Origin of the sequence: Mycolicibacterium sediminis (genome assembly GCF_010731735.1) — a bacterium.
GTDB lineage: Bacteria > Actinomycetota > Actinomycetes > Mycobacteriales > Mycobacteriaceae > Mycobacterium > Mycobacterium sediminis.
Genome location: NZ_AP022588.1, coordinates 4579627 through 4603251 on the forward strand (window position 1 = coordinate 4579627; position 23625 = coordinate 4603251).

At 66.8% G+C, this 23625-nt stretch carries 26 protein-coding genes; 11 read left to right on the forward strand and 15 right to left on the reverse strand.

Annotated elements, in window-relative coordinates:
- Positions 1–8 precede the first annotated feature (8 nt).
- From G6N64_RS21940 to G6N64_RS21955, 4 genes are read left to right on the forward strand one after another with little or no spacing between them, the layout of a single operon-like run.
- On the forward strand, positions 9–782 hold the full coding sequence (locus G6N64_RS21940) for an SDR family NAD(P)-dependent oxidoreductase (RefSeq protein WP_163799729.1): 774 nt from the start codon (positions 9–11) through the stop codon (positions 780–782).
- Positions 779–1279 carry a nitroreductase/quinone reductase family protein gene (locus G6N64_RS21945; RefSeq protein WP_174266860.1) on the forward strand — a complete coding sequence of 167 codons (501 nt, stop codon included), beginning with the start codon at positions 779–781 and terminating at the stop codon, positions 1277–1279. The genes G6N64_RS21940 and G6N64_RS21945 overlap by 4 nt, the downstream gene beginning before the upstream one ends.
- Positions 1276–2172, forward strand: coding sequence for an LLM class flavin-dependent oxidoreductase (locus tag G6N64_RS21950; RefSeq protein WP_163799731.1), 897 nt, complete (start codon positions 1276–1278; stop codon positions 2170–2172). The genes G6N64_RS21945 and G6N64_RS21950 overlap by 4 nt, the downstream gene beginning before the upstream one ends.
- A complete protein-coding gene (locus tag G6N64_RS21955; RefSeq protein ID WP_163799733.1) occupies positions 2172–3026 on the forward strand; it encodes an NmrA family NAD(P)-binding protein in 855 nt (284 codons plus the stop codon). Before G6N64_RS21950 ends, G6N64_RS21955 begins: the two co-directional genes overlap by 1 nt.
- A 24-nt stretch (positions 3027–3050) precedes the next feature.
- Here G6N64_RS21955 and G6N64_RS21960 read toward each other — a convergent pair whose 3' ends face one another.
- From G6N64_RS21960 to G6N64_RS22005, 10 genes are read right to left on the reverse strand one after another with little or no spacing between them, the layout of a single operon-like run.
- Positions 3051–3773, reverse strand: a complete 723-nt coding sequence (locus G6N64_RS21960) for a maleylpyruvate isomerase family mycothiol-dependent enzyme (RefSeq protein WP_163799734.1) — start codon at positions 3771–3773, stop codon at positions 3051–3053.
- Positions 3774–3780: 7 nt separating this feature from the next.
- Positions 3781–4602, reverse strand: a complete 822-nt coding sequence (locus G6N64_RS21965) for a fumarylacetoacetate hydrolase family protein (RefSeq protein ID WP_163799736.1) — start codon at positions 4600–4602, stop codon at positions 3781–3783.
- Positions 4603–4604: 2 nt separating this feature from the next.
- Positions 4605–5678: a cupin domain-containing protein gene (locus G6N64_RS21970; RefSeq protein WP_163799738.1), complete on the reverse strand. Its 1074-nt coding sequence runs from the start codon at positions 5676–5678 to the stop codon at positions 4605–4607.
- Positions 5675–6595 carry a VOC family protein gene (locus tag G6N64_RS21975; protein WP_163799740.1) on the reverse strand — a complete coding sequence of 307 codons (921 nt, stop codon included), beginning with the start codon at positions 6593–6595 and terminating at the stop codon, positions 5675–5677. Before G6N64_RS21975 ends, G6N64_RS21970 begins: the two co-directional genes overlap by 4 nt.
- A 33-nt stretch (positions 6596–6628) precedes the next feature.
- Positions 6629–7735: a quinone oxidoreductase family protein gene (locus G6N64_RS21980; RefSeq protein WP_246230757.1), complete on the reverse strand. Its 1107-nt coding sequence runs from the start codon at positions 7733–7735 to the stop codon at positions 6629–6631.
- Complete coding sequence (locus G6N64_RS21985; protein WP_163799742.1) at positions 7732–8622, reverse strand: fumarylacetoacetate hydrolase family protein; 891 nt, start codon at positions 8620–8622, stop codon at positions 7732–7734. Before G6N64_RS21985 ends, G6N64_RS21980 begins: the two co-directional genes overlap by 4 nt.
- A gap of 55 nt (positions 8623–8677) precedes the next feature.
- The gene (locus G6N64_RS21990) at positions 8678–9421 is read right to left on the reverse strand and encodes an SDR family NAD(P)-dependent oxidoreductase (protein WP_197748301.1); all 744 of its coding nucleotides are present in this window, start codon (positions 9419–9421) and stop codon (positions 8678–8680) included.
- An 18-nt stretch (positions 9422–9439) separates the two neighbouring features.
- The gene (locus G6N64_RS21995; RefSeq protein WP_163799744.1) at positions 9440–10204 is read right to left on the reverse strand and encodes a glucose 1-dehydrogenase; all 765 of its coding nucleotides are present in this window, start codon (positions 10202–10204) and stop codon (positions 9440–9442) included.
- Positions 10197–10556 carry a nuclear transport factor 2 family protein gene (locus G6N64_RS22000; protein ID WP_163799746.1) on the reverse strand — a complete coding sequence of 120 codons (360 nt, stop codon included), beginning with the start codon at positions 10554–10556 and terminating at the stop codon, positions 10197–10199. The genes G6N64_RS21995 and G6N64_RS22000 overlap by 8 nt, the downstream gene beginning before the upstream one ends.
- Before the next feature lie 13 nt (positions 10557–10569).
- Positions 10570–11040: an SRPBCC family protein gene (locus tag G6N64_RS22005; protein WP_163799748.1), complete on the reverse strand. Its 471-nt coding sequence runs from the start codon at positions 11038–11040 to the stop codon at positions 10570–10572.
- A 227-nt stretch (positions 11041–11267) separates the two neighbouring features.
- Between G6N64_RS22005 and G6N64_RS22010 the strand changes: the two genes are divergently transcribed.
- The 5 genes from G6N64_RS22010 to G6N64_RS22030 are packed head-to-tail and all read left to right on the forward strand — an operon-like array spanning position 11268 to position 16898.
- Positions 11268–12356: an aromatic ring-hydroxylating dioxygenase subunit alpha gene (locus tag G6N64_RS22010; RefSeq protein WP_163799750.1), complete on the forward strand. Its 1089-nt coding sequence runs from the start codon at positions 11268–11270 to the stop codon at positions 12354–12356.
- A gap of 12 nt (positions 12357–12368) precedes the next feature.
- Positions 12369–13367, forward strand: coding sequence for a PDR/VanB family oxidoreductase (locus G6N64_RS22015; RefSeq protein ID WP_163799752.1), 999 nt, complete (start codon positions 12369–12371; stop codon positions 13365–13367).
- Complete coding sequence (locus G6N64_RS22020) at positions 13364–14863, forward strand: aldehyde dehydrogenase family protein (protein ID WP_163799753.1); 1500 nt, start codon at positions 13364–13366, stop codon at positions 14861–14863. The genes G6N64_RS22015 and G6N64_RS22020 overlap by 4 nt, the downstream gene beginning before the upstream one ends.
- Complete coding sequence (locus G6N64_RS22025) at positions 14860–16104, forward strand: flavin-dependent oxidoreductase (RefSeq protein WP_163799755.1); 1245 nt, start codon at positions 14860–14862, stop codon at positions 16102–16104. The genes G6N64_RS22020 and G6N64_RS22025 overlap by 4 nt, the downstream gene beginning before the upstream one ends.
- Before the next feature lie 29 nt (positions 16105–16133).
- Entirely contained in the window at positions 16134–16898 is a 765-nt protein-coding gene (locus tag G6N64_RS22030; RefSeq protein ID WP_197748302.1) for an SDR family NAD(P)-dependent oxidoreductase, read from the forward strand.
- Between the two features lie 16 nt (positions 16899–16914).
- Here the strand turns inward: G6N64_RS22030 and G6N64_RS22035 are convergent, their stop codons facing one another.
- The gene (locus G6N64_RS22035) at positions 16915–17787 is read right to left on the reverse strand and encodes a GntR family transcriptional regulator (protein ID WP_163799759.1); all 873 of its coding nucleotides are present in this window, start codon (positions 17785–17787) and stop codon (positions 16915–16917) included.
- A 164-nt stretch (positions 17788–17951) separates the two neighbouring features.
- Here G6N64_RS22035 and G6N64_RS22040 point away from each other — a divergent pair, with 164 nt between their 5' ends.
- Positions 17952–18200, forward strand: a complete 249-nt coding sequence (locus G6N64_RS22040; RefSeq protein ID WP_163799761.1) for an alpha/beta fold hydrolase — start codon at positions 17952–17954, stop codon at positions 18198–18200.
- 509 nt (positions 18201–18709) lie between these two features.
- On the opposite strand, the gene G6N64_RS22045 is transcribed toward G6N64_RS22040, so the two are convergent.
- Together G6N64_RS22045 and G6N64_RS22050 are read right to left on the reverse strand one after the other, a co-directional pair.
- Complete coding sequence (locus G6N64_RS22045) at positions 18710–19939, reverse strand: sensor histidine kinase (protein ID WP_246230758.1); 1230 nt, start codon at positions 19937–19939, stop codon at positions 18710–18712.
- A 312-nt stretch (positions 19940–20251) separates the two neighbouring features.
- The gene (locus tag G6N64_RS22050; protein ID WP_163799763.1) at positions 20252–21124 is read right to left on the reverse strand and encodes a LysR family transcriptional regulator; all 873 of its coding nucleotides are present in this window, start codon (positions 21122–21124) and stop codon (positions 20252–20254) included.
- A gap of 69 nt (positions 21125–21193) precedes the next feature.
- Here G6N64_RS22050 and G6N64_RS22055 point away from each other — a divergent pair, with 69 nt between their 5' ends.
- Positions 21194–22156 carry an EamA family transporter gene (locus tag G6N64_RS22055; protein WP_246230759.1) on the forward strand — a complete coding sequence of 321 codons (963 nt, stop codon included), beginning with the start codon at positions 21194–21196 and terminating at the stop codon, positions 22154–22156.
- On the opposite strand, the gene G6N64_RS22060 is transcribed toward G6N64_RS22055, so the two are convergent.
- Both G6N64_RS22060 and G6N64_RS22065 read right to left on the reverse strand, forming a co-directional pair.
- Positions 22141–22590, reverse strand: coding sequence for a CDGP domain-containing protein (locus tag G6N64_RS22060; protein WP_163799765.1), 450 nt, complete (start codon positions 22588–22590; stop codon positions 22141–22143). The two genes, G6N64_RS22055 and G6N64_RS22060, sit on opposite strands and share 16 nt — an antisense overlap.
- A 179-nt stretch (positions 22591–22769) precedes the next feature.
- Entirely contained in the window at positions 22770–23531 is a 762-nt protein-coding gene (locus G6N64_RS22065; protein WP_163802022.1) for an IclR family transcriptional regulator, read from the reverse strand.
- Positions 23532–23625 lie beyond the last annotated feature (94 nt).

Genomic DNA, 23625 nt, shown 5'->3' on the forward strand with positions numbered 1-23625 from the left:
GATCAAACATGAGTACGACATTCGACGGCCGCGTCGCCCTGGTTACCGGTGGCAGCCGCGGTATCGGCGCCGCCATCGCGCGGCGGCTGGCCGAGGCGGGCGCCACGGTCGCCATCAATTACCGGTCCAACGCCGGCGCCGCCGAGGAACTCGTCGAGGATCTGCGCTCGGAGGGACATCGCGCCGAGTCGTTCGGCGGTGACGTCACCGACCCCAATCAAATCGCCGACGTGGTCACCAAGGTGGTCGCCGAGTTTGGGACCCTGAACCTGCTGGCGAGCAATGCGGGCATTGAGCACTTCGCCCCGCTGGCGGAGATCACCCTCGCCGACTTCGAGGACGTGTTCCGCACGAACGTCGGCGGCCAGTTGTTCGCGGTACAGGCCGCGGCTGCAGTGATGCCGCCGGGAAGCCGCATCGTGTTGACGTCGTCGGTCAGTGCACGCATCGCCGTTCACCACCACACGCTGTACGCCGCGAGCAAGGCTGCAGTGACGGCGATGGCGCTCAACCTCGCACCGGAACTGGCCGAGGTGGGCATCGCCATCAATGCCGTCGCTCCGGGCGGAACGGCGACCGACATGGCTGCCGAGAACGGGGCGGACTACGTCCATCCCGCGCTGGCGAAGGTCGCGCCGCACGACGTGACTCGCTCGATGAACGCTCTCGGTCGGCTCGCGCGGCCCGAGGAGATCGCCGACACGGTCGCCTTCTTGCTGTCGCAGAACGCCTCCTACGTCACCGGATCGACCCTCGACGTGGCAGGCGGGTGGATGCGATGACCTTCACCGCCACCAACGGCACACAGGGCGCCCGCCAGCCCGGCAACGGACGTGTGCTGCGGTGGATGAACCGCGCCATGATGGGTGTGCTGCGCCGCACGGGTGGAAAGTTCGGCAAGATCGATGCGCTGGTGCTGACCACCGTGGGCAGGAAGAGCGGGCAGCCGCGGAGCACACCGGTCGGATACTTCACCGACGGCCCCGACGCCTGGCTGGTCGTGGCCTCCGCGGCCGGCGCGCCAAACAACCCAGCCTGGTACCACAACATCGCCGCCCACCCGGACCAAGTGCGCATCGAGATCGGCACTCTCCACGTCGACGTCGCCGCCGAACAACTCCACGGCTACGCCCGAGCCAACGCCTGGAGGACGGTGATCGCGTCAGCACCGCAATTCGGCAAGTACGAGCAGAAGACCGACCGCGAGATACCCGTCATCCGTCTGACGAGACGGTCCGCCGCAGGGGCGTCAGCCGAGAGGGAAGGAAATCTAACATGACCGACTACGGACGAGATCTACAATTCGGGGTTTTCGTCACCCCCAGCCCGGACCTCCTCGACAATAGTTACGCCATCGCTGAAATCGCTGATGATCAACTGGACTTCATTGGCGTACAGGATCATCCATACCAAAAACACTTCCTGGAGGCGTGGGCGTTCATGGCGACGCTGCTGGCGCGCACCGACCGGGTACGGGTGGTGCCCGATGTCGCCAACTTGCCGCTGCACAACCCGGCGGTGTTGGCCAAGACGGCAGCGAGCCTGGACGTCATCTCCGGCGGGCGGGTGGAGTTGGCGCTCGGAGCGGGAGCGTTCTGGGATGCGATCGTGGCCATGGGCGGGCCGCGGCGTACCGCCGGAGAGGCCGCCCGAGCGCTGCGCGAAGCGGTCGAGGTAACCCGACTCATGTGGTCGGGCGAGCGCTCGGTCAGGTACGACGGCGACTTCTATGGGCTCCACGGCGTCCATCCCGGTCCCCAACCCGCCCACGACATGCAGATCTGGCTGGGCGTCGGTGGACCCAAGCTGCTCCGGTATCTCGGCGGGCATGCCGACGGGTGGCTCCCGTCGAACTCCTACTTCCCGCCGGAGGCACTTCCCGCAATGAGCGCGCAGATCGACCGCGGGGCCACCGACGCCGGCCGTGACCCATCCACGATCGTGCGCGCCTACAACGTGTTCGGCGAGATTGGCGACCACGAGACCGGCGATCGCTTTCGAGGAACGGTTTCGCAGTGGACCGAGGATCTGACGACGCTGGCCGTCGATACCGGCATGGACACGTTCATCTTCGGTGCCCCCGACGACGACCTCACCCAGACGCGACGCTTCGCCGAGGAGGTCGTGCCCGCGGTGCGCACCGCGGTTGCCCGGAGCAGGGGGCGGCATTGATGAGGCAGAGTGACAGCGCCGCCCCCGTTGCGGTGATCGGTGCAACCGGTCAGCAGGGCGGCGCGGCGGTCGAGATGCTGCTCAACGCCGGCGCGACGGTGCGTGCCGCGGTGCGAGACCCAAAGGCTCCCAGGGCCGTGGCGCTGGGTGATCACGGTGTGGAGCTGACGGAGATCGACTTGGGTTCGGAGGATTCGGTCCGGGGGCTGTTCGACGGCGCGGCCGCGGCGTTCGCGATGACCACCATGACCGGTCCCGGGGGGATCGACGAGGAGGTCGCCAACGGACGCGTCATCGCCCGCGCCGCCGAGCGGGCCCGGCTGCCCTTCGTGGTATACAGCTCGGTCGGCGGGGCCGATCGAAACAGCGGGGTGCCGCACTTCGAGAGCAAGCGACGCGTCGAGCGGTTTCTGCTCGACTCCGTGCCGGTGGCCTTCGTACGGCCGACGTGGTTCATGGAGAATCTCCCGTCGAAGATGGACCGGGAGCGTGGGGTCATCCGTGTGGTACTGCCGCTGGCCCAGGATGCCTCGCTGCAGATGGTATCGGTCCGCACCATCGGGGCGGTCGCGGCCGCGTTCCTGCTGAGCCCACCCGACCCCGGATCGGCAGTCGAGATCGCCGGTGACGACCTCACGGGTGCGCAGATCGCCGACCACATTGCCGAACGCCTCGGCGCACCTGCGGTTTTCGCACCTCAGCCGGTCGAGGACGTGGAGGACGTGGATCAGGCCGCGATGTGGCGTTGGCTCAACGAGACACCCGCCTACCAGGCGGACCGGGCGCGCACCCGCACTTTGGATCCCGACGTCGAGAGCCTGTCGCAGTGGCTGGCAGGCCGCCGGCTGAACTGAGGACGGCGGCGGCCCTCGTGCTGGCTAGAGCCACCGCGGCGCGACGGCGTCACCTGCGGTCCCGGCCGTAACGCCGATGGCGCCGCGGCCGGCTGCCCAGCGGACCACGGCGGGCAGCTCACCCGAGACGGTGATGGTCGGCGCGGCATCGTCGTGAACGACCACGGGTTCCCGTCCGGCGACGGCGAGAACTAGACCCGCGCCGTCGCCCCTGGTGCGCCACGCTCCGATGACGTCGGTGAGCAGCGAGTCCAGAACCGGGACCGGAACGTCGCCGAACCGACCCCCGTTGTCGAGGTCGACCGCGTGGACCCAGACCTCGCGGGTGCGCATCCACACCGTCTCCTCGGCGGGCACCTGTCTGCCCTGCGCGGTGCGCACCGTCTCCCGCCAGGCAGCACCCGGAAGGTGCCGCCACTTCTCGTCCAGCCGCGCGCAGCTGTGCGCGAACAGGTTTCGCAATGCTCCGGCGTTGAGGGTGGCGCCCTCGGCGATCTCGCGATGTCGTTGCTCGGCGGAGGTGTACATCGGCGTCTCCTCGCCGGTGGTAGCCCAGTCGAGCAGCCGGCACAGCGCCACCGCGTTGTAGGCCGCGTGGGCCACCAAGTGTCGTCGGGTCCAACCGTCGAGCAGGGTGCCGCCGCCGAAGTCGGCGTCGGTCAACTCCGCGATGCGCTGCGCCAGATACGCGGTGCCCCGACGAGCGATCAGGACCCGCTCTGAGAGCTCGAGTGCGTCGAACGCCATACGATGCCTACTTGACAATCGTCTTGTTCTTGACGCTGCCGATCCCGTCGATGGTTACCTCGACGGTCTCGCCGCTCTGGATGTAGCGGGCGGGCTTGCGGGCGTGGCCGACACCGCCGGTGGTGCCGGTGATGATGACGTCGCCCGGCTGTAACGTGACGATGTGACTGATGTACTCGACGAGCTTCGCCGGGCCGAACACTAGATCGTCGGTGCTGGCGCTCTGCATCACCTCGCCCTCTAGACGCGCCTCGATGCGGGTCCCGAGGGTGTAGTTGGTGACCAGGTGGGGACCGAACCCGCTCGTCTTCTCGAACGTCTTGCCCTGATCCCACTGCAGGGTGCGGTACTGGTAGTCCCGCATCGTGTAGTCGTTGATCACCGAGTAGCCTGCGATGTAGGCGTCGGCGTCGGCCTCGGCGACCTGATAGGCCCGCGCCCCGACGATGACCGCCAGCTCCGCCTCCCAATCCAGCTCGGCCGCAGCGTATCCGGGCACCACGACGTCGTCGTAGGGACCGGTGAGCGCCTCGGCGAACTTCGCGAACAGCGTCGGGTAATGCGGGAGGTCGCGACCCATCTCGGTGATGTGGGTGGCGTAGTTCAACCCGACGCAGACGATCTTGCCCGGGTTCGGCAGCACCGGAGCGTAGTCGGCGCCGGCAAGGTCGACCGTGGCGCCTGCCGCGTCGCGTGCGAGCGTCTCCCAGTCGGGGTCGGTCAGCAGGACCGACAGATCGGCGAAGCCGTCGATGATCGTCGCGGTCGCGGGATCGTCGATCCGCACGGCCGCGGTGCCGGTCGAGGTTCTCAGGGTGGCGAGTCTCATGGTCATGCTCCTTCGGTGACGTGGCTGCGGTCCATGTGCAGGCGCTCCACGATGGGCGCGTCCGAGAACGCGAACACGTCGAAGTCGGTCTCGGCTTCGATGGACCATTCCGTCCAGGACGGGACAACGACGAGGTCGCCGGTGCCGACTTCGGTGGTGTCGTCTCCCAGGTGGAATCGGCCGGTGCCGTCGAACACCTGGTACACCGTGGAGCCGACGTCGCGTCGGGCCCGGGTGTGGGTGCCACCACGCAGTCGGTGGAACTCGGCCCGGATGGTCGCCATGATGTCACCACCGGTGGTGGGGTTGGTGAAACGTACTGCGGCGTGGCCGGGTTCGGTCGTGGCGGCGTACCCCTCGTCTTCCAACGCGAGTTGCTCGTGCAGTGCGGCGTCGGTGTGTTGCCATCGGTAGGCGGTGATGGGCGTGGTGGTTCGCCTGCCGAGACCGACGAGCGGTCGCAGACCCGGGTGTGACCACAGGCGCTCCGCCCGGGACACGTCGGGTGTTGATTCGTCGGTGACGCCGTCGGAGCCGAACTCGAAGAATCCGGTGTCGGTGTAGTTGACGAACGGGATGTCCAGGCCGTCGATCCATGCCATCGGGTGGTCGGTCTCGTTGTGGTGACCGTGGAACGCCCACCCCGGGGTGAGGAGCAGATCGCCTCTCCGCATTGCGACCGGGTCGCCGTTGACCACGGTCCACACCCCGTCGCCTTCGACGACGAAGCGGAACGCGTTCTGGCTGTGGCGATGCTCGGGTGCGGTCTCCTTGGGGCCGAGGTACTGGATCGCCGCCCACAGTGTGGGGGTGGCGTAGGGGAGCCCGCCGAGGCCGGGGTTGGCCAGGGCGATCGCCCGCCGTTCGCCGCCGCGACCGACGGGGACGAGGTCACCGGCTCGCTGGGCGAGCGGGTACAAGGTGGACCACTTCCACACGAACGGAACGGCCTTGGGAGTCGGGACCATCGGCATGAGGTCGCCGAGTTGGGTCCACAGCGGATTGAGGTGTTCGGCGGCGAAGTCGCCGTACAGCTGCTCCAACGCCGGATCCTCGACGTGCGTCTGGGTCCTCACCGTTCCAGCTCCGACTCGGTGACCGGGCCCCACATGTTGATGGTGGCGATGTCGACCTCCCACGTCCGCGGGTACTGCGGGTAGTTCTCGTGCCAGGGGCGGGGCTCGAAGTACCCCTTGGACTCGTCGAGGATGAGGTCGAGCTGGGTGAAGAGTTCGATCGTGTTGCCGTCGGGGTCGCGGTGGTAGGTGAACATGTTGTGGCCGGGTCCGTGGCGGCCGGGGCCCCAATGCAGCCGAAAGTCGTTCTTGGCCAGATGGTCGACCATGGTGATCAGGTGGTTGGGGTCCCGCATCTCATAGGCGATGTGGTGCATACCCGTTCTATTGACGCTACGAAGGAAGTTGGCGGCGTGATGGTCGGCGTTGCAGCGCAGGAAGACGAAGAAGTCACCGATGGTGTCGGACCACCTGAAGCCCAGCAGATCCTGATAGAAGCCCTGCAGCCGTTCGAGTTCGGTGGTGAAGGCAGCGACGTGCCCGAGCTTGGTCGGGCGCAGCGTGGCTCGGCCGTCGACACCGCTCGGGGTCGGGTTCTCGAACAGGTGAAGTTCGGCGCCCGTCGAGGGCTCGGCCATCACCAGGACGTCCGGCGTGCCTGGTGCGACGTCGGATCGGCGCTCGACGTCGTAGCCGGCGTTCTTCAGTCGTTGGTGGGCGTCGCCGAGCGAACCCCATACCTCGTAGCCGACCGCGGAGCGGGGCTTGACGCCGTCGGTCTTGCGGATGACGACGCAGTGATGATCGGCGCCGGTGGTGAGGTAGGCGTAGTCGTGTGACTGTTCGACCACCTCGAGGTCGAGGACCTTGGTGTAGTACCAGGTCATGCGTTCGACGTCGGGCGTGTCGAAGGTGACGTAGCCCAGTTTGGACACCGGTGCTGCGGGTTCGCCTGTGGTATACGGTGTTTCGGTCATGGGATGGATGCCTTTCTGGGGAGTTGGTGTGGGTCACGCATCGGGTTCGGTGAGCAGGGCGACGCGGCCGACGTTGGCGCTGGCCTCGACGTACTCGTGTGCCCGCGGGGCCTCGGTGAGGGGGAAGGTCCGGTCCACCACGCTGCGGAAGCCCGCGGCCGCCTCCTCCCAGAGGCGTTGTGCGGCGTCGAGATTGCCCGAGCGCACGCCGATGACCCGTTGGCCGAACGAGTAGAGCCGCTGCAAGTCGACCGGTACCGTCCTGCCCAGGAACGCGCCGGAGGACACCATGGCCCCGCCGGCGGCCAGCGCATCCATGCCGTGGGTCCACACCAGCGGGTCGCCAAGGTTGTCGACGACGATGTCGGCACCGTGGCCGTCGAACACGTCACGCACGTCGTCGGCGAAGCTCGTCGAGGAGGCCTGGAGCACGGCGTCGAAGCCGAGTTCCCGCAGCCGGGTGCGCTTGGCCTCGTCGCGCGAGGTGACGATGACCCGGGCCCCGAGATGTCGAGCCAGCAGTGCGGTGGTGGATCCGAGTGCCGAGGACGCTCCCTGCACGACGACCCGTTGTCCCGGTGCGAGTCCCGCGCGGGTGAACTGGTTCATCGCCACCACGCCGGCCAGCGCTAGCGCCACCGCGTCGGCCGGGGACATACCGTCGGGTACGGCCGAGACGTTGGTGGCGGGTACCGCGATGTAGTCGGCGTACGCGCCGGACAGGTGGGTGCCGATGATCCGGGCAGTGGGTGAGAGTTCGGCAAACCCCGAGGTCACCATGGGACAGCTCGGGTCGGTGAGGACGGGGAACGTCGCGACCCGGTCGCCAATGGTGAATCCCGTCACGTCGTCGCCGACGGCCGCGACGACTCCGGTGTGCTCGGCTCCGAGCACGTGCGGGAAGGTGAACGTGGCGTAGGGGTGGCGGCCCGAGCGGGCGACGAGGTCGAGCAATCGGCCGACGCTCACGGCGGCGATGCGGATGAGGACTTCACCGGAACCCGGTCGGGGGGTGGGCACTTCGTCGACACGCAGTACGTCGGGGCCGCCGAACTCGTGGAACGCAACCGCACGCATCGTCGTGGGTACCGGTCCGACGGCCGGCCACTGAGTCGTTGCGGTGTTGGCGGGGCTCGTCACTTGGCCACGACCTTGTTCGAGATGCGGCCGATGCCCTCGATCTCGATCGTGACGACGTCGTCGGGGCGCAGGAAGTCCTTGCGCGGCATGCCGACTCCTGCGGGTGTGCCGGTGAGGATGACGTCCCCGGGCTCGAGGGTGAACACCCGGCTCGCAGAAGCGATCAAGCCGTACACGTCCACGACCATCTGCGAGGTGTTGGAGTCCTGCTTGACGATGCCGTTGACCTCGAGCCGGATCTTGAGCGCTTGCGGGTCCGGCACCAGCCAGACCGGTACCAGTCCCGGGCCGAGCGGGCAGAAGCCGTCCTGGCTCTTGTGTCCCAGCCAGTCCCACTCGAAGGGAGGTGCCACCGCTCCGTTTCGGTGGAAGACCCCGCGGTCGGAGACGTCGTTGGCGACGAGGTAGCCGGCGATCACCTCGGCGGCGTCGGCGGCGTCTACGTTCGCGCACCGACGACCGATCACGACGCCCAGTTCGGCTTCCCAGTCCACCTGGGAGCGACCGTCGTCGAAGATGGCGACCTCCGCGGTGGGACCGACGACGGTGGTGGTGGGTGTCTTGAGGAAGAAGAAGGGCTCGACCGCCGGGTCTGGTCGATCGACTCCCATTTCATCGGCATGATCGTAGTAGTTCGCCCCGGCGCAGATCACCTTGTTGGGGTAGGTCAGTGGTGCCACCAGATCGGCGTCCGCGACCGGTGTCAGGCCATCGAGGTCAAGGGTGCGCAGCACGTCGGCCCAGCGATCCCAGTCCGCGAGGAGTTCCATCACGTCGAGACCCTCGAGGACTGGTGGCGCCGCGAGGACGTGGTCGTCGACGTGAATGCCGGTCGCGATGCCGTCCGAGGTGCGGTACTGCGCCAGTGCCCAATTGCGGTTGGTCATAGTCGGTTCTCCTGATGTCGAGAGGATCGCTGAATGTGGTTGGAGCACTCGGGTTTCATCCGGCCAGCCACCCGCCGTCGACGGGTAGGACCGCGCCGTTGACGTAGGAGGAGTCCGGTGAGCACAGCCATACGACGGCCTTGCCGACCTCATCGGGTTGGCCGTAGCGGCCTGCAGCCGTGCGGCCGACGACGGCGTCCATGATCTCGGTGGGCACCGAGGCGGTCATCGCAGTGGCGATGGGTCCGGGGGCGATGGCGTTGATGCGGACCCCGGTGGTGCCGTAGTCCAGGGCGGCGGTGCGGGTCAGTCCGACTACGCCGTGCTTGCTGGCGCTGTAGGCGGCCTGGGTGGCGGCGCCGGCCTGGGACCACACCGATGCCGTATTGACCACTGCGCCGGTGTTCTTCACGATGTGCGGCAGTTGGTACTTCATGCAGAAGAAGACGCCGGTGAGGTTGACGTCGATGACCCACCGCCACCGCTCGACGTCGAGGTCGGCCGTCGGCGCCGGGCTGAACACACCGGCGTTGTTGTGGGCGAAGTCCAGGCGACCGAAGCGATCGACGATCCGGGCGACTGTGGACTCGACCGATGGGGCGTCGGCCACGTCGGTGTGGACGTAGATGGCCGAGCCACCCGCGGCGTTGATGCCGGCCGCGGTGCGCTCTCCGTCCTCGTCGAGGACGTCGCAGATCGCCACCGCAGCGCCTGCGCTCGCGAGCGCCATGGCCGATGCGGCGCCGATGCCGCGGGCGGCGCCGGTGACCATGGCCACCTTGCCGTCGAAGTCAGTCACGTTCGGTTTCCCCTCTCATTATGCGGCGCTGTAGCCGCCGTCGATGCTCAGCGCGCTGCCGGTGACGAACGCCGATGCAGACGAACTGAGCCACAGGACGCCGTCGGCGATCTCGTCGACGGCAGCGATGCGGCCGATCGGATGTTTGGCGTACATGTCGGCCATGAAGCCGGGGTTGGCGGCGGCTACCTCGTCGATCATGGCCGTCTGCACCACCCCGGGACAGATCGCGTTGATCCGAATCCCGCGTGTCGAATATTCGAGCGCCGCAGCCTTCGTCAATCCGATCACGCCGTGCTTGGAGGCGACGTAGGACGCCTGCAGCGGCAAGGCCACCTGCCCCAACGCTGATGCCGTGTTCACGATCGAGCCGCCGCCGCGGGCCAGCAGTGCGGGAATTTCGGCGCGCATGCACTGCCACACACCGGTCAAGTTGACGTCGATCACGCGTTGCCAGTCCCGGTCGGCCATGTCGGCGACGGCCTTGCCGGCCGCCTCGACGCCTGCGTTGTTGTAGGCGATGTCCAGCCCGCCGAAGGTGTCCACCGCGGCCCGCACCATCGCTCTGACCGAGTCCGCGTCGGTCACGTCGGTCGGTACGAAGATGGCCTTGGAACCGGGCGGCAGACCGTCGAGCGTCGCGCGTCCCGCGGCGTCGTCGCGATCGGCGATGACCACCGACACGCCCTGGGCGGCATAGGCATTGACGCAGGCGCGACCGATGCCGCCGGCACCGCCGGTGACCACCGCGACCCTGCCCGCGAGTTCGGGATACTCAGGCATAGACGGGAGCGAGGTCGAAGTAGACGCGGTAGCTGTCGAACTTGCCCGTGTGGTCGACGTGCCACAGGGTGGCCACGGGGATGGTGACCTCGCCACCGTCGTGACGACGGTAGGTGACGGTCAGCTCGACGACGGTGTCGGCGCCGAACGTCCACTCGGCGAGGATAGTGTGCTTCAATCCGGCGATGGTGTCGTAGAAACATCCGACCCCCTCGCGGATCTCGTCGGGGCCAATCAAGGCGGGCCGGTTGGCGAAGACCAGCGACCCGTTGTCTGCGTAAAGCTTTGAAAGTGCTTCCAGATCCATCGAATCGACGATCGCGAAGACCTGAGCGGCTGTCGGTGCCACCATGACGTTCATCCTCCTAGCTCGCGGCCGACGTGCTGCTACCGACAATGCGGTCCCGGACGGCCTGCAGCGTCGTGTGAACGGCGTCGAAATAGTCCGACCGCATCTGCTCGCCGAACGCCGCTTCCTCAGCGCTACCCTCGACGATTCCGTCGACAACGAGCCGGAAGCTGAACTTCAGCACGTCATTGCCGGCCTCGTCGACGCAGATCTCGTTGTCGATGGTTCCCCGCGCGGCGCCGTGGGTGCGGACGAAGTGCACGAGCTTCTTCGGGTAGAACGTCACGACCTCGCGGACGGGGCCGACGTGCTCGATGTCGCGGACCAGGCCGCCCTCGAACCGGTCGACGACGGTGCACGCGCTGATCGCGGCGACGTAGGGGAGTGGATTCTCGGCCTTCTCGACGAGCCCGGCCCACACGTCATCCACCGTCAGCGGGGGTTCGATGCCGTCGTTGATCGGGATCGTCCGGCTGATGTCGATCATGTTGTGCCTCCTTGATGTATCGGGTCGTTCCATGCGATGCGACACGCTCTGCCTTTGTGACGTGGACCACCGTAACCCATCTCAAGTCAATGTGTCTACACTTTGGTGGAGTTCGATTTCTGGTTGTTCGAGCCCCTTGCGCTTCGATGTCAATGTGTATACTCTTTGCTCAGAACGTGACGCGGCCCACATTGACGGGGCGCCCGAACCGGAAAGGCTCACGCACCATGACGACGGTCGAAGCTCGCAGCTCCACCACGATCAAGACGCAACCCGCACCGCGCAACGGCTGGTATGTCGCCGCGTGGGATCGAGAGGTCGGTCGCACGCCGACGGCCGTGCGAGTCAACGGAACACCGTTGGTGCTGTACCGGACCGAGGACGGCCGGGCGGTGGCGCTCGCCGACGCCTGCTGGCACCGCCTCGCCCCCCTCTCGATGGGAAAGCTCGTCGGTCGCGACGGAATCCGGTGCCCCTACCACGGCATCGTCTACGACTCGGCGGGTCGCTGCGCGTCGATGCCCGCTCAGGAGGTCCTCAACCCCAGCGCGACCGTGCCGTCCTATCCCGTCGTGGAACGGCACCGCTTCGTCTGGGTATGGCTGGGGGACCCCTACCTCGCGAAGGCTGACGACGTGCCCGACATGCACCAGATGGACGAGTGGGCCGGTGATGGGGAGACGATTGCGCTGCAATGCAATTTCCAGCTCGTGCTCGACAACCTGATGGACCTCACCCACGAGGAGTTCCTGCACACCAGCAGCATCGGTGGGGAGAACATCAGCACCTCGGCGTTCGACGTAGTGCACGACGGCCAAAGCGTCACGCTCAGCAGGTGGATGATCGACATCCCACCGGTGCCGTTCATGGCGGCCCAGATGCGCAACAAGTTTCCCGGCTTCGAGGGCAACGTCGACCGGTGGCAGATCATCCACTACCAGTACCCCTCGACCATCTGTATCGACGTCGGCGTCGCCAAGACCGGCACCGGAGCGCCGCAGGGGGATCGCAGCCAGGGCATCAACGGCTACGTGATGAACACCATCACCCCCGAGACCGACACCACGTGCCGCTACCACTGGGCGTGGATGCGCAACTACCTGATGGACAGTCAGCTTCTGACGACGCAGATCCGCGACGGCATCCGGCACGTCTTCACCGAGGACACGGCGATGCTGCAGGCCCAGCAGAAGGCGATCGACGCCAACCCGGACTACGAGTTCTACAACCTCAACATCGACGCTGGCGGTATGTGGATACGCCGACTGCTCACCCGCCAACTGGAGGCCGAAGGGCGCCTCCACCCGCAGAACTGACGGGGTCGACCAATGGCTGCCACAAATAGGGAAGTCTGGCAACTCGGCACCGTCGTCGAGACGCGCGCCGTCGCCACCGACATCCGCCGCATCGTCGTCGAGGTGTCCAATCCCGTTCCTGCTCAGCCCGGTTCACACGTCGACGTCGCCGTCCACGTGGACGGGCGGCGCGACACCCGCTCCTACTCGGTGATCGAATCCCAGGACGGTGGAAAGCGACTGGTCATCAGCGTCCTGCGCGCGCCGAACTCGCGGGGCGGATCGGTCTTCATGCACTCGCTCACCATGGGTGAGTCGATCGAGCTGACCCAGCCGCTGCAGAACTTCCCACTGCGCGTGGGCGCCCCCGGCTACCTCCTTCTCGCCGGGGGCATCGGCATCACGGCCGTGGCCGAGATGGCGCGCGTGCTTCGACACCTGGATGCCGATTACACCTTCGTGTACGTCGGGCGCTCACGGCCGGCGATGGCGTACCTGTCCGAACTGCAGGAGCTGCACGGCGACAGGTTGGTCGTCCACGTCGACGACGAGGGCACGTCACTGGACGCCGCCAAGCTGGTGGAGACCGTCGACCACGACACCGAACTGTACGTGTGTGGCCCGATCAGACTGATGGACGCCGTCCGCCGGTGCTGGGCCGACGTCGACCTGCCCGCCTCGAACTTGCGCTACGAAACCTTCGGCAACAGCGGATGGTTCGAGGCCGATGAGTTCATCGTGCGGATCCCGCGACTGCACGTGGAGACGCGGGTGGGAACGCATCAGTCGATGCTGCAGGCGCTCGAGGGCGCCGGTGTCGACATGATGTCGGACTGCCGCAAGGGCGAGTGCGGCCTCTGCGAGGTCAAGCTCCTCGGGGTGGACGGCATCGTCGATCACCGCGACGTCTTCTACAGCGCCCGTCAGCGCGAAGCCAACCGCCGGATGTGCTGCTGCGTATCCCGCGTCACCCGGGGCACCGCAATCGCATTCGCCGGCGAGACGCCGGTCGTCACGATCGACGTGTCATGACCGCCACCGACCAGGCCGCCACGGTCACCATCCCACTCCTGATCGACGGTCGCGACGTCGACGGGCCGATCACCGAGGTGCGCAACCCGGCCCGCCTCACCGAGACCGTCGGCGGGTACGCCACCGGCGATGGCGCATCGGTCGACGCGGCAGTCGCCGCCGCCGAAGCCGCGTTCCCCGGCTGGGCGGCCCGGCCCGCACGCGATCGCGCCGCCGCTCTGACGCTGACCGCCGACGCCATCGACGCCGACCTCGCGAACCTCTCCACGCTGCTCACCCGCGAACACGGCAAGATCCTCGCCGACGCGACTGCGGAGATCGCCAACACGGCCCGAACCCTGAGGTATTACACCGGATTGGCGGACTACGCGTCCCGGGAAACCACCACCGAGGACCACCGGGGACGCATCGTCGAACGGCGGGCCGCCATGGGTGTGGTCGCTGTCATCGTGCCGTGGAACTATCCCGTGCTGCTCGCCACGTTAATGATCGCACCCGCACTGGTGGCCGGAAACACCGTCGTGGTCAAACTGCCCGACAACTCGCCGTTGGCACTGGCGCTGGTTCTGCGAAGGCTGGCGTCTGCCGTCGAACCCGGAGTCGTGAACGTCGTCGCGGGATCCGGCCAGGACGTCGGCGCGGCACTGACCACCCACCCGCGGGTGCGAAAGGTCAGCTTCACCGGAAGTACCGCCACCGGCCGCGCCATCATGCGTGACGCGAGCGTGAACCTGAAGAACCTCAGCCTAGAACTGGGCGGCAACGATCCAGCGATCGTCCTCGACAGCGCGACCGTCGACGCGCAACTGATCGATGAACTGGTGCGGGGCGCCTTCACCAGTACCGGGCAGGTGTGCTACGCACCCAAACGACTCTACGTGCACCGCAACCTGTTCGACGAATTCACCGAGGCCTTCACCGCGGCGACCGACACGCTCGTGGTCGGTGACGGCCTGGACCCCGCAGTCCGGATGGGTCCGTTGAACAATCGACAGCAACACCGCACCGTCACCGATCTGATCCAGGCGAGCCGGAGCGAGGGTGCCAGCGTCGCCGAGGTTGGGCAGTACCTCGACGCCGACGCCGACGGCGGGTACTTCCTCCGGCCGACGATCGTGACCGGTCTGCGACAGAACTCGGCCCTGGTGCAGCAGGAGCAGTTCGGTCCAGTCGTACCCATCCTCGCGTACGACACCGAGGACGAGGCCATTGCGCTCGCCAACGACAGCGAGTACGGCCTGGCGGCGTCGGTCTGGTCCGACGACGTCGATCACGCCTTCGACGTCGGACGGCGCATCCAGGCCGGATCGGTCTTCGTCAACATCCACCGCGTCGGCGCATCGGATCCCTCGATGCCGTTCGGTGGTTTCAAGCAGAGCGGCATCGGCCGCGGCCACGGCGAGATCGCGCTCGACGAGGCCTCCGAAGTTCAGATCCTCGCAGATCGAATCGACATGCACACCAAATTAACCCACCCGAAGAAGGCACGGCCATGACGACAACGACCACGCCCATCACGATCGTCGGCGCCGGAATCGGCGGCCTGACGCTGGCCCTCGAACTGCACGCCGCGGGCATTCCGTGCCGCGTCTACGAAGCGGCGCCGGAGCTGCGCCCACTGGGCGTCGGCATCAACGTCCTGCCTCACGCGACGGCGGTCCTGGCCGAGCTCGGCGTGCTGGAACGGCTGGAGGCCATCGCCGTGCAGACGCAGGAGGCGGTGTTCTACAACCGGTTCGGCCAGCACGTCTACACCGAGCCAGCCGGCCGCTACGCCGGGTATCCCACTCCGCAGCTGTCGATCCACCGCGGACACCTGCAGCTGACGCTGGCCGACGTCGTCCGGGAACGGCTGGGTGCCGACGCCATCGTCACAGACCACCAGTGCCTCGGCATCGACCAGGACGGCTCGAGCGTCACCGCACGATTCCGCTCGCCGTCGACCAGTCAACCTCAGGAATCGGTGATTAGTAGGGCGGTGATAGCTTGCGACGGCGTGCATTCGGCCATCCGCAAACAGTTCCATCCCGACGAGGGCACGCCGCGCTACTCCGGGGTCCTGATGTGGCGTGGGACCACGGTCGGCCGACCGTTCCTATCCGGGGCAAGCATGGTGCGCGCCGGGTGGCTACGCGACGGCAAGCTCGTCATCTACCCGATTCGCGACAACCCCGACGGCACCCAGCTCATCAACTGGGTCGCCGAGATCGAACGCCCGTATTCCGGTGACCGCGACTGGGGCAAGCCGGGCGACCCCGCCGACTTCGCCCCCGCCTTCGCCGACTGGGACTTCGACTGGCTCGACGTGCCCGCCCTGCTGCGCGGCGCCGACACGGTGCTGGAATACCCCATGGTGGACCAGGACCCGCTGGACTCGTGGACCGTGGGGCGCGCGACGCTTCTCGGCGACGCCGCCCATCCGATGGTGCCGCGCGGCTCGAACGGGGCCGGGCAGGCGATCCTCGACGCACGCGCGCTGCGCGTGGCGCTGCAGGCAGAGGACGACGTCCCAACGGCGCTGCAGGCCTACGAGGCCGACCGGCGTCCCAAGACGTCTGCCGTGGTGCTGACCAACCGCGCGACCCCACCGGACGCGATTCTCAAGGAGGTCTGGGAACGCACCGGCGACAAGCCCTTCGACGACGTCGACGACGTCATCAGCCCGGCGGAGCTCGACGCGATCTCGCAGCGTTACCGCCAGGTGGCTGGCTTCTCCCTTCCCGATGCGGCACGGTGACCCGAATGATGTCCAAATCCCATGATGCCGTGCAGGACTCCGTCGTTGACTCGGTCATCATCGTCACCGGCGGCGCCCGCGGTATCGGGGCGTCGCTGGCAACGCATCTCGCTGGCCGGGGCGCCAAGGTCGTGGTGGCCGACGTGCTCGCCGAGGACGGCAGTGCGCTGGCCGCCACGCTGAACGACGGCGGCACCGACGCGTTCTTTCACCGCACCGACGTCGTCGACCCCGCGTCGATGCAGGACCTCGCCGCGGCGGCCGTGGACAGGTACGGGCGGATCGACGCCTTGGTCAACAACGCTGCGATCTACGAAAGCCTGGGCGCCAAGAAGCATTTCGCCGACATCTCGGTCGACGACTGGGACCGCGTGATGGCCGTCAATGCCAAGGGCGTGTGGCTGGCCACCGCCGCGGTCTACCCGGCGATGAAGGCGCAGGGCTACGGCCGCGTGGTCAACATCGCGTCCGCCACCGTGCACGCTGGCGTGCCGTTCTTCGCGCACTACACCGCGTCCAAGGGTGCCGTCATCGCGGTGACGAGGTCCATCGCCAAGGAGGTGGGCCGCGACGGCATCACCGTCAACGCCGTCGCGCCCGGGCTCGTCGACAACGAATCCTCCGCGGCGCTCAACGACACGTCGTACTTTCCGACGCTCGAACGGCAGCGCGCCATTCCGCGTGCGATGACGCCCGCCGACCTCACCGGGGCCATCACCTTCCTGTGCTCCCCGGCCAGCGGATTCATCACCGGACAGACGATGGTGGTCGACGGCGGACTCGTCTTCTCCTGAGGGTCAGAGCGCCCTACTACAGCGGTCCGCCCGCGCACATCTGAACCGACTGAGCCACCGTGAGCGCCTCGAAGTCGCCGTCGAGATCGGCCAACACCGTTGCGGCAGTGTGGGCGAGGTGACGCGCCATCGACGCACCTGCGGCGTCGACCTCACCGGCGGCCAGTGCAGTCAGAATCTGCTCGTGTTCGGCCTCGGCCACGGCGAAGGTGTCGGCGTGGGCCCGCTGGCCGAAGCGCACGTATCGCTCGGTGCGCTCAGAGTAGGACAGGATGATCCCCGCCAGCGGCGCCCCGGCCCGCGCCGTGCACAGGGTGTGGAAGCGTCGGTGGGCGGCGACCCATTCACTCATGTCCTGCGCCCGCTTGGTCTTTCGCATTCGGCGCAGGCACTCCTGCGCCTCCGCCACCTCCGCGTCCGACAGGCGACCCGCGGTAATCCGCGCCCCGAGGGCTTCCAGGGTAATCCGGACCCCGTACAGCTGATCGACCTCGCCAGCGTCCAACGCCCGAACAACCGCGCGTTGGTTGAGCGCGACGTCGATCAGACCCTCCTGCTGCAACATTCGGAACGCCTCACGCATGGGGATGCGGCTGACGTTGAACCGGCGGGCAAGGTCGGCCTGATTAAGCTCGGTGCCAGGGGCGATCGCGCCGTCGTTGATGAGCCTGCGCAGATGCGTGTGCAGTTGCGAGCTAAACTCACGGGGGTTGTCGAGCGTGGGGACCACCAGGTCGTCGAGCGCAGCATCAACGCGAACCGGCATCGGGTTCTTCCTTCGATCGTGCGCCGTGAAGTGCTGGACGGCGGGGGAGCGATTGTGTATACACAGTACCAGCTCAGTGCGGATGCCGTTGGTCACCGACGCGAGCGGTGACGAGGTGGTCACGCCACTTTCACATATGGTTCGCCATGACCGATTCGGCAGGCTCTACCACCTCGCGACGATCGACCGCCTCGACGTGTTCTACCGTGAGGCTAATGACAGGTTGAAACCCGACTCTGCTGCTCCTGCACTGCTTTCCGTCGCGTTCGCCGCAATCTGATCACCTCTTGCCCGACGCGTATCACGTGGTGGCATCGGATCACATCGGGTTCAGCCGGTCGTCGGTGCCGTTGGTTGACGACTTCGCCTACAGCTTCGACCTACTCACCGAGATCACCGAGGGCCTCATCACGCAGCTCGGCTCGGACCGTTTCGCCGCCTACATCCGCCACCACGGCGCACCCATCGGCCTGCGCATCGCCAGTGCCCAGCCGGAACGCATCGCCGGGATCATCACACTCGGCGGGAACGCCTAGCTGGACGGGACGGCGCGAATCACAATACCGTTGTCTACGAAAGGTTTTGGAGCAGCAGGTGGGCGACACCGCAGTGGTTGTACTCGCATCCCAAGCGCATAACCAATGTACAACTTGACATAATGTGGCTTATCGGCACAAACCCGTGTGCGGGTCACGTGGCTGGGCAGGCGAAACAGACCTTCGTCGCTGTCAGGCTCGTCGTCCGCATTCCGTGACTACCCGACAGTTCCCGCTCAGTAGCCGCGCCGACACGCCATGCTCTTGCCCCAGCCGGCGAACCTCGATGTTCTGAATCCGGGTGACCATGGGCCGCCCGGTCGGCACGACTGGCGACCCAGCGATGATCTGGCATCGGCGAGGAACCTCGCTCCAAATCCCATGTCCACCGATCAATTCGTCACAGTGACGTTTTAGTGATGGCAGGCTGGGACGGCGGGTTGTGTTCCCGACGAAGCCTCCCTGGTTCGAGGCACGCCAGCCAGAGGTACCACCTCGAGTTCGCGCTCCTAGCGCAGCGGGATCCGAATGGTGATGCGAGTTCCCGGCTGGCCGGCTTCGACGTCGAACACCCCACCGCTTGCGAGCACCCTGGTGCGAATGGATGACAAGCCGATGTGTCCGTCGTCCTGGCTCTTCGTGATGGCGTCCTCCGAAATGCCGACCCCGTCGTCGGCGATCGTCAGCACCGCAGTCTTCGCACTGTTGCGCAGGGTGATCCAGATCGTCCTGGCTCGAGCATGTTTGACGGCATTGGTCAGCATTTCCCTTGCGGCGCCGAACAGTACGTAATCGACATCCGAGCGTCCGCTGTCGGGCCAATCCTCCACGTCGACCTCCACATCGAGATCCGGCCGTTCGTTCAGTCCCGCTGCCAGATGGACGAGCGCCGCCTTCAGACCTAGTCGCTCGAGGACTTCCGGGTGCAACTCGCGCGCGACGTCACGGAGCAACCGCGAGGCCTCGACGAGCGCGGACTCGACTCGACTCATCGAAGCGACGTCCCCGCCTCGTACGTCCTCCATGTCCTGCCGCGCGACGAGCACGTACTGCAGCGCGCCGTCGTGCACGCGTTCAGCTACCTCCTGCCGCTCGTGCTTCTCGACCGCGAGCAGTTCGTGCAGCAGTTGAGTGCGCTGCTGCGCGAGTTGCCCGATCAGCTGCACCTTGGTCAGCTGAATCCGAGACAATGCAACCGATCCCCCGGCAAGACCCGTCAAGATTGCGGTGCTCAACAAGATCGACGCCCACGGCTCCTCATTGGCGGACTGCGTGATCCAGCTGGCGGCGACGAAGGCCAACACCGTCGGAGCGGCTACGACGGTACTGACGTAGGGGCTCAACTGCGCGGCGGCGATCAACGGTACGAGGAACAGACCGTTGCGGAGGACGTCCGACGTCCAATCCTCCTGAGAGAAGTAGCCAGTCAGCACCGACAACACGGCTACGACGGCGATGTCGACCGCCAACATCCCGAGCGTCACGCGATTCACCGTGCGCGAACGGGAATCGGTCATCCTCGGCCGATGCGCCCACACGCTCCAGCAGCCGACCACGACGACGTAGGCGGCAGTGAGCCCGACACATGCCCCTCTGTCGTTGTGCGGCGGCTCCAACAGCAGGGTGATGACGATGAACGCGACGAGCAACAGGCGCAGACTGCCCTGCAACAGCGAACCATGGGGCGTCGCCGTGCGGCCCTCTGCGCCAGCAGCCCCATCTGCGCCGACGTCGATCACGGCATCGTCTCCTCATCCCCGGGTCGACGGGTATCTAGCGACTCCGCCACTCATCGGTGATCGTAGCGACGGCACCGCAGTCGTTGCTGTGGGCTTCCCGTGTTCCGCGTCCCGTCCGACGTGCCGACCTGCGCTCTCAGCCCGTGTTCACGGCCGCGGATTCTCATCCTTCTGTCACTCCCCTGGGCTACCGAAAGAACCTCTGGTTTCCGTCACGAGTCGATTCACGCCGCCATCGCTGGACCGGCGGGTAAAGCCGTTCTCCAACAACGGGTTCATGCCTCGGCAATCTCGAAGCGCTCCGCCCGTCCATCACGAACGACGACGTGGTTCTGCGTAGAGCTTGGTGGCGATGTCCAGGAGATCGCCCATGCCGTCGGGACGGTGGTCCTTCCACCACGCCAGCCGTACGGCGATGCGCGGGCCGTCCTTGATGGGGCGATAGGTGATTCCTGGTCGCGGATGGTGGTGGGCGGTCGCGTCGGCCGTCGTTCCCACCCCGCGGCCGGCGGTGATGGCGTCGAGCCAACTGTCGACGTCGTTCGATTCGATGAAATTCGGCCGATGACCCGGATCAGTCCACAGATCGCTGCTGGTGGTGCCGACGCGGGGGTCGATGACGACGGTGCGGTCGGCGATTTCGCGCATGCTCACGTGCCGACGCCGCGCCCATTGCCGATCATCCGAGGGGAACGCGACCAGCCGGCGTTCGAGGCCGATGACTACCTGCTCGAAACGTTTGTCCTCGAGCGACGTTCGAAGGATCGCGGCATCGCAGAGACCCTCCGCCAAGCCTGCGGTCGGTGAGTTGTACCGCAGGAGTTGCAGCTCGATGGTGTCGTGACGAGCAGCCCAATCCCGCTGCAGCTGCACCGTGTGACTCCCTAGTGCGGCCCACGCATAGCCCAAGCGCAGGGTGCCACGACGGGTGGACAGGAAGTCGGTGAACCGGTCGGCCTCGGCCAGCACGATGCGGGCCTGCGGAAGGATCTGCTGCCCCGCAGCGGTCAGTTCGCATCCGCGCGGTACCCGCCGGAGCAGCTTGACGCCGATGGCGGTTTCGAGGCCCGCGATCGTGCGAGATACCGCCGCCTGAGAGACCTGGAGCTGAGCCGCGGTGTCGGTGAAGGACCCCAACTCTGCAGCCGCCACGAAGCAGCGCAGTTCCCTCAAGTTCCAATCCATGAACAAAGCGTATAGCAGTCGTAATCCATGCATTTGTGTTGGGCCGATGTCACTCCTAGCGTTCCACGCATGAAGGATGACGGCACCGATGGGTCGCGGCTAGCCGCCACGGTCCTCGCCTCCCCGGGTGCGGGGCAGAGCCGGCAAAGCCGAGCCGCGGGGGTGGCATTGATGCTGGCCAGTTCGACCTCGAATCAAACCGGTGCCGCGGCCGGGGCATTGGCGTTCCCGGAGATCGGCCCCGTGGGCGTGATCGCGATCCGGCAAGTCGTGACGGCGCTGGTCTTGACGCCAATCGTGCGGCCTCGTCTGCGGAGCCTGACTGGACACCAAATTCGGCCAATCATCGCGCTGGCACTCGTGTTCAGCGTGATGAACGTGTCGCTATATGCCGCGGTGGAGCGCGTCGGCCTCGCGATGGCGGTGACGTTGGAGTTCCTTGGGCCGTTGGCGGTGGCGATCGGCAGTTCGCGTCGATCCCGTGACATGTGCGCAGCCGTACTCGCCGGCGCAGGCGTCCTCGTACTCACCCACCCGGGGGTGAACACCGACGTGCTGGGCGTAGGACTCGCGTTGATCGCCGCGGCGTCGTGGGCGTCGTACATCCTGCTCAATCGCGCCGTCGGTGCACGGGTGGAGGGCCTACATGGCACCGCCGTGGCCAGCCTCGTGGCGGCCGCATGCTGGGTCCCGGTCGGCGCCTCGTGGTTCGCCGCACACCCGCCGACACCTCGCGCCATCGCCTACGCAGCGGCGTGCGGAGTGCTGGCTTCGGTCATCCCGTACGTCACCGACCTGATGGCGTTGCGACGCGTGCCCACTCATGTCTTCGGAATCTTCGCCAGCATGAACCCGGTGTGCGCAGCCGTAGCGGGAACCGTTGTACTCGGCCAGATCCCGTCCATCCCCGAGTGGGCCGGAATCGCGATGATCGTGGGCAGCAACGTCCTCGTCACGGTGATGGCCTCCGATACCGGTTCGCACGACGGTGGGAGCCAAGAGGCACGCCCTCGTCGCTACAGGACGTTGTAGGTGTACGGCGGCAGCCAACCGGGCTCGTCCGGCAGCACCGTGTCAGGCGCCACGGGGTAGGAATCCTGCGCCTGGGTGGTCTCCGCGATCGGGTAGCCACCGGTACACGTGACGTCGGGGTTTCCGATGATCTGGCCATAGCTTCCGGTCACGGCGTTGCTGTGACACCGAAGCGGCGGGTTGCTCGCCGGGGTGAAGACCGTGCGGGTGCGCTGCCAGGTCCCGTCCGACTGCTTGGGGCCGTCGCAGACCTTGCGGCGGTCACTGCCGAAGAGTCCCCAGTGGATGGTTTCGCATCCCATGGCGGGCCCGGCAGCGGGGCCGGGGTCGGCATGGCCGACGGCGGGGGCGCCCACGGCGATCAGCGCCGAAGCGGCGGTCAGAACGAATCCGCCCGCGACGCGGCGCATCCGGCTGGAGGTGGTGGTCGTCATTGCAATCCCCTGTCGATCTTCTGTCTCTCACGCTGTCTCGGCTCGTGCCGGGTGACGTACGAAAGAGTGCCGCAGCGCAGTGGCGCAGTGCGTCCGGCAATCGGACAGGAGACGGGATGGACCTGCCATCCCCCGATCAGGGGACAGCCCAGAACACCTCGCCGTTCATTACCCGGGGCCTACTGCTCGTTCGCCCCGACCAACGCCTCGGAGATCACGCCGGTCGCATTCCTCAGGGCGGGAATGGCGCGAGCGATCATGTCCTTGCTCACGCGAGTCGTTGGCCCGGAGATGCCGATTGCCATCGGAGTCGGCGCACCCGGTACCGCCATCGCGACGCAGCGAACACCGATCTCGAGTTCTTCGTCGTCGATCGCATATCCGTCGTTGCGCACCCGTTCGACGTTCGCGAAGACCGCAGAGAGGGTCGTGGCGCTGTTCGTGGTCGGCGCCGGAAGTCCGGACTGGGTGACCAGTTTCAGAATGCGTGCATCGTCCAATTCAGCCAGGACGGCCTTGCCCACACCGGACGTGTGCAGACCCACGCGCTTGCCGACCTCGTCGCTGGTCCGCATCAGCCGCGCAGACGGCACCTGCCCGGTGTAGATCACCATGTCGCCGTCGAGCACCGCGAGACTCGCCGTTTCCGAAAGCAGGTCGACCAACGATTGCAGGACCGGGCCAGCGACCGCGCCCAATTGCCTGTTTGCCACGACGCCGAGCCGAATCAGTCTCGGGCCCAACGCATACCGACGATTCGGCAGCTGGCGGACGTAGCCAACCCCTACCAGCGTGCGCAGCAGGCGGTGGATCGTTGGCGGCGGTAGCGGAGACTCCGCGGACAACTCCGTGAGCGAGCACTCCCCTCCCGCACGCCCGATCAGCTCCATCAGCTCGAATGCGCGCTCCACCGACTGCACGCCGCCCGACTTCTCCACCATGCGATCCACTTTCGATTGGGTGACTCTGATTTCATTCAACAGATCCAAAATTCATTCCGCAATACGGAATTACCGGGAGCCACAGCGGGCGGAT

Bases quoted from the DNA above. Each gene is read 5' to 3' on its own strand.
- G6N64_RS22015 (WP_163799752.1), top strand. From the start codon at position 12,369: ATGGCTGCCACAAATAGGGAAGTCTGGCAACTCGGCACCGTCGTCGAG.
- G6N64_RS22000 (WP_163799746.1), bottom strand. From the start codon at position 10,556: ATGGTGGCACCGACAGCCGCTCAGGTCTTCGCGATCGTCGATTCGATG.
- G6N64_RS22025 (WP_163799755.1), top strand. From the start codon at position 14,860: ATGACGACAACGACCACGCCCATCACGATCGTCGGCGCCGGAATCGGC.
- G6N64_RS21945 (WP_174266860.1), top strand. From the start codon at position 779: ATGACCTTCACCGCCACCAACGGCACACAGGGCGCCCGCCAGCCCGGC.
- G6N64_RS22050 (WP_163799763.1), bottom strand. From the start codon at position 21,124: ATGGATTGGAACTTGAGGGAACTGCGCTGCTTCGTGGCGGCTGCAGAG.
- G6N64_RS21955 (WP_163799733.1), top strand. From the start codon at position 2,172: ATGAGGCAGAGTGACAGCGCCGCCCCCGTTGCGGTGATCGGTGCAACC.
- G6N64_RS21975 (WP_163799740.1), bottom strand. From the start codon at position 6,595: ATGACCGAAACACCGTATACCACAGGCGAACCCGCAGCACCGGTGTCC.
- G6N64_RS22065 (WP_163802022.1), bottom strand. From the start codon at position 23,531: ATGGTGGAGAAGTCGGGCGGCGTGCAGTCGGTGGAGCGCGCATTCGAG.
- G6N64_RS22010 (WP_163799750.1), top strand. From the start codon at position 11,268: ATGACGACGGTCGAAGCTCGCAGCTCCACCACGATCAAGACGCAACCC.
- G6N64_RS21940 (WP_163799729.1), top strand. From the start codon at position 9: ATGAGTACGACATTCGACGGCCGCGTCGCCCTGGTTACCGGTGGCAGC.
- G6N64_RS21950 (WP_163799731.1), top strand. From the start codon at position 1,276: ATGACCGACTACGGACGAGATCTACAATTCGGGGTTTTCGTCACCCCC.
- G6N64_RS22005 (WP_163799748.1), bottom strand. From the start codon at position 11,040: ATGATCGACATCAGCCGGACGATCCCGATCAACGACGGCATCGAACCC.
- G6N64_RS21985 (WP_163799742.1), bottom strand. From the start codon at position 8,622: ATGACCAACCGCAATTGGGCACTGGCGCAGTACCGCACCTCGGACGGC.
- G6N64_RS22020 (WP_163799753.1), top strand. From the start codon at position 13,364: ATGACCGCCACCGACCAGGCCGCCACGGTCACCATCCCACTCCTGATC.
- G6N64_RS22055 (WP_246230759.1), top strand. From the start codon at position 21,194: ATGAAGGATGACGGCACCGATGGGTCGCGGCTAGCCGCCACGGTCCTC.
- G6N64_RS21965 (WP_163799736.1), bottom strand. From the start codon at position 4,602: ATGAGACTCGCCACCCTGAGAACCTCGACCGGCACCGCGGCCGTGCGG.
- G6N64_RS21960 (WP_163799734.1), bottom strand. From the start codon at position 3,773: ATGGCGTTCGACGCACTCGAGCTCTCAGAGCGGGTCCTGATCGCTCGT.
- G6N64_RS22060 (WP_163799765.1), bottom strand. From the start codon at position 22,590: ATGACGACCACCACCTCCAGCCGGATGCGCCGCGTCGCGGGCGGATTC.
- G6N64_RS21995 (WP_163799744.1), bottom strand. From the start codon at position 10,204: ATGCCTGAGTATCCCGAACTCGCGGGCAGGGTCGCGGTGGTCACCGGC.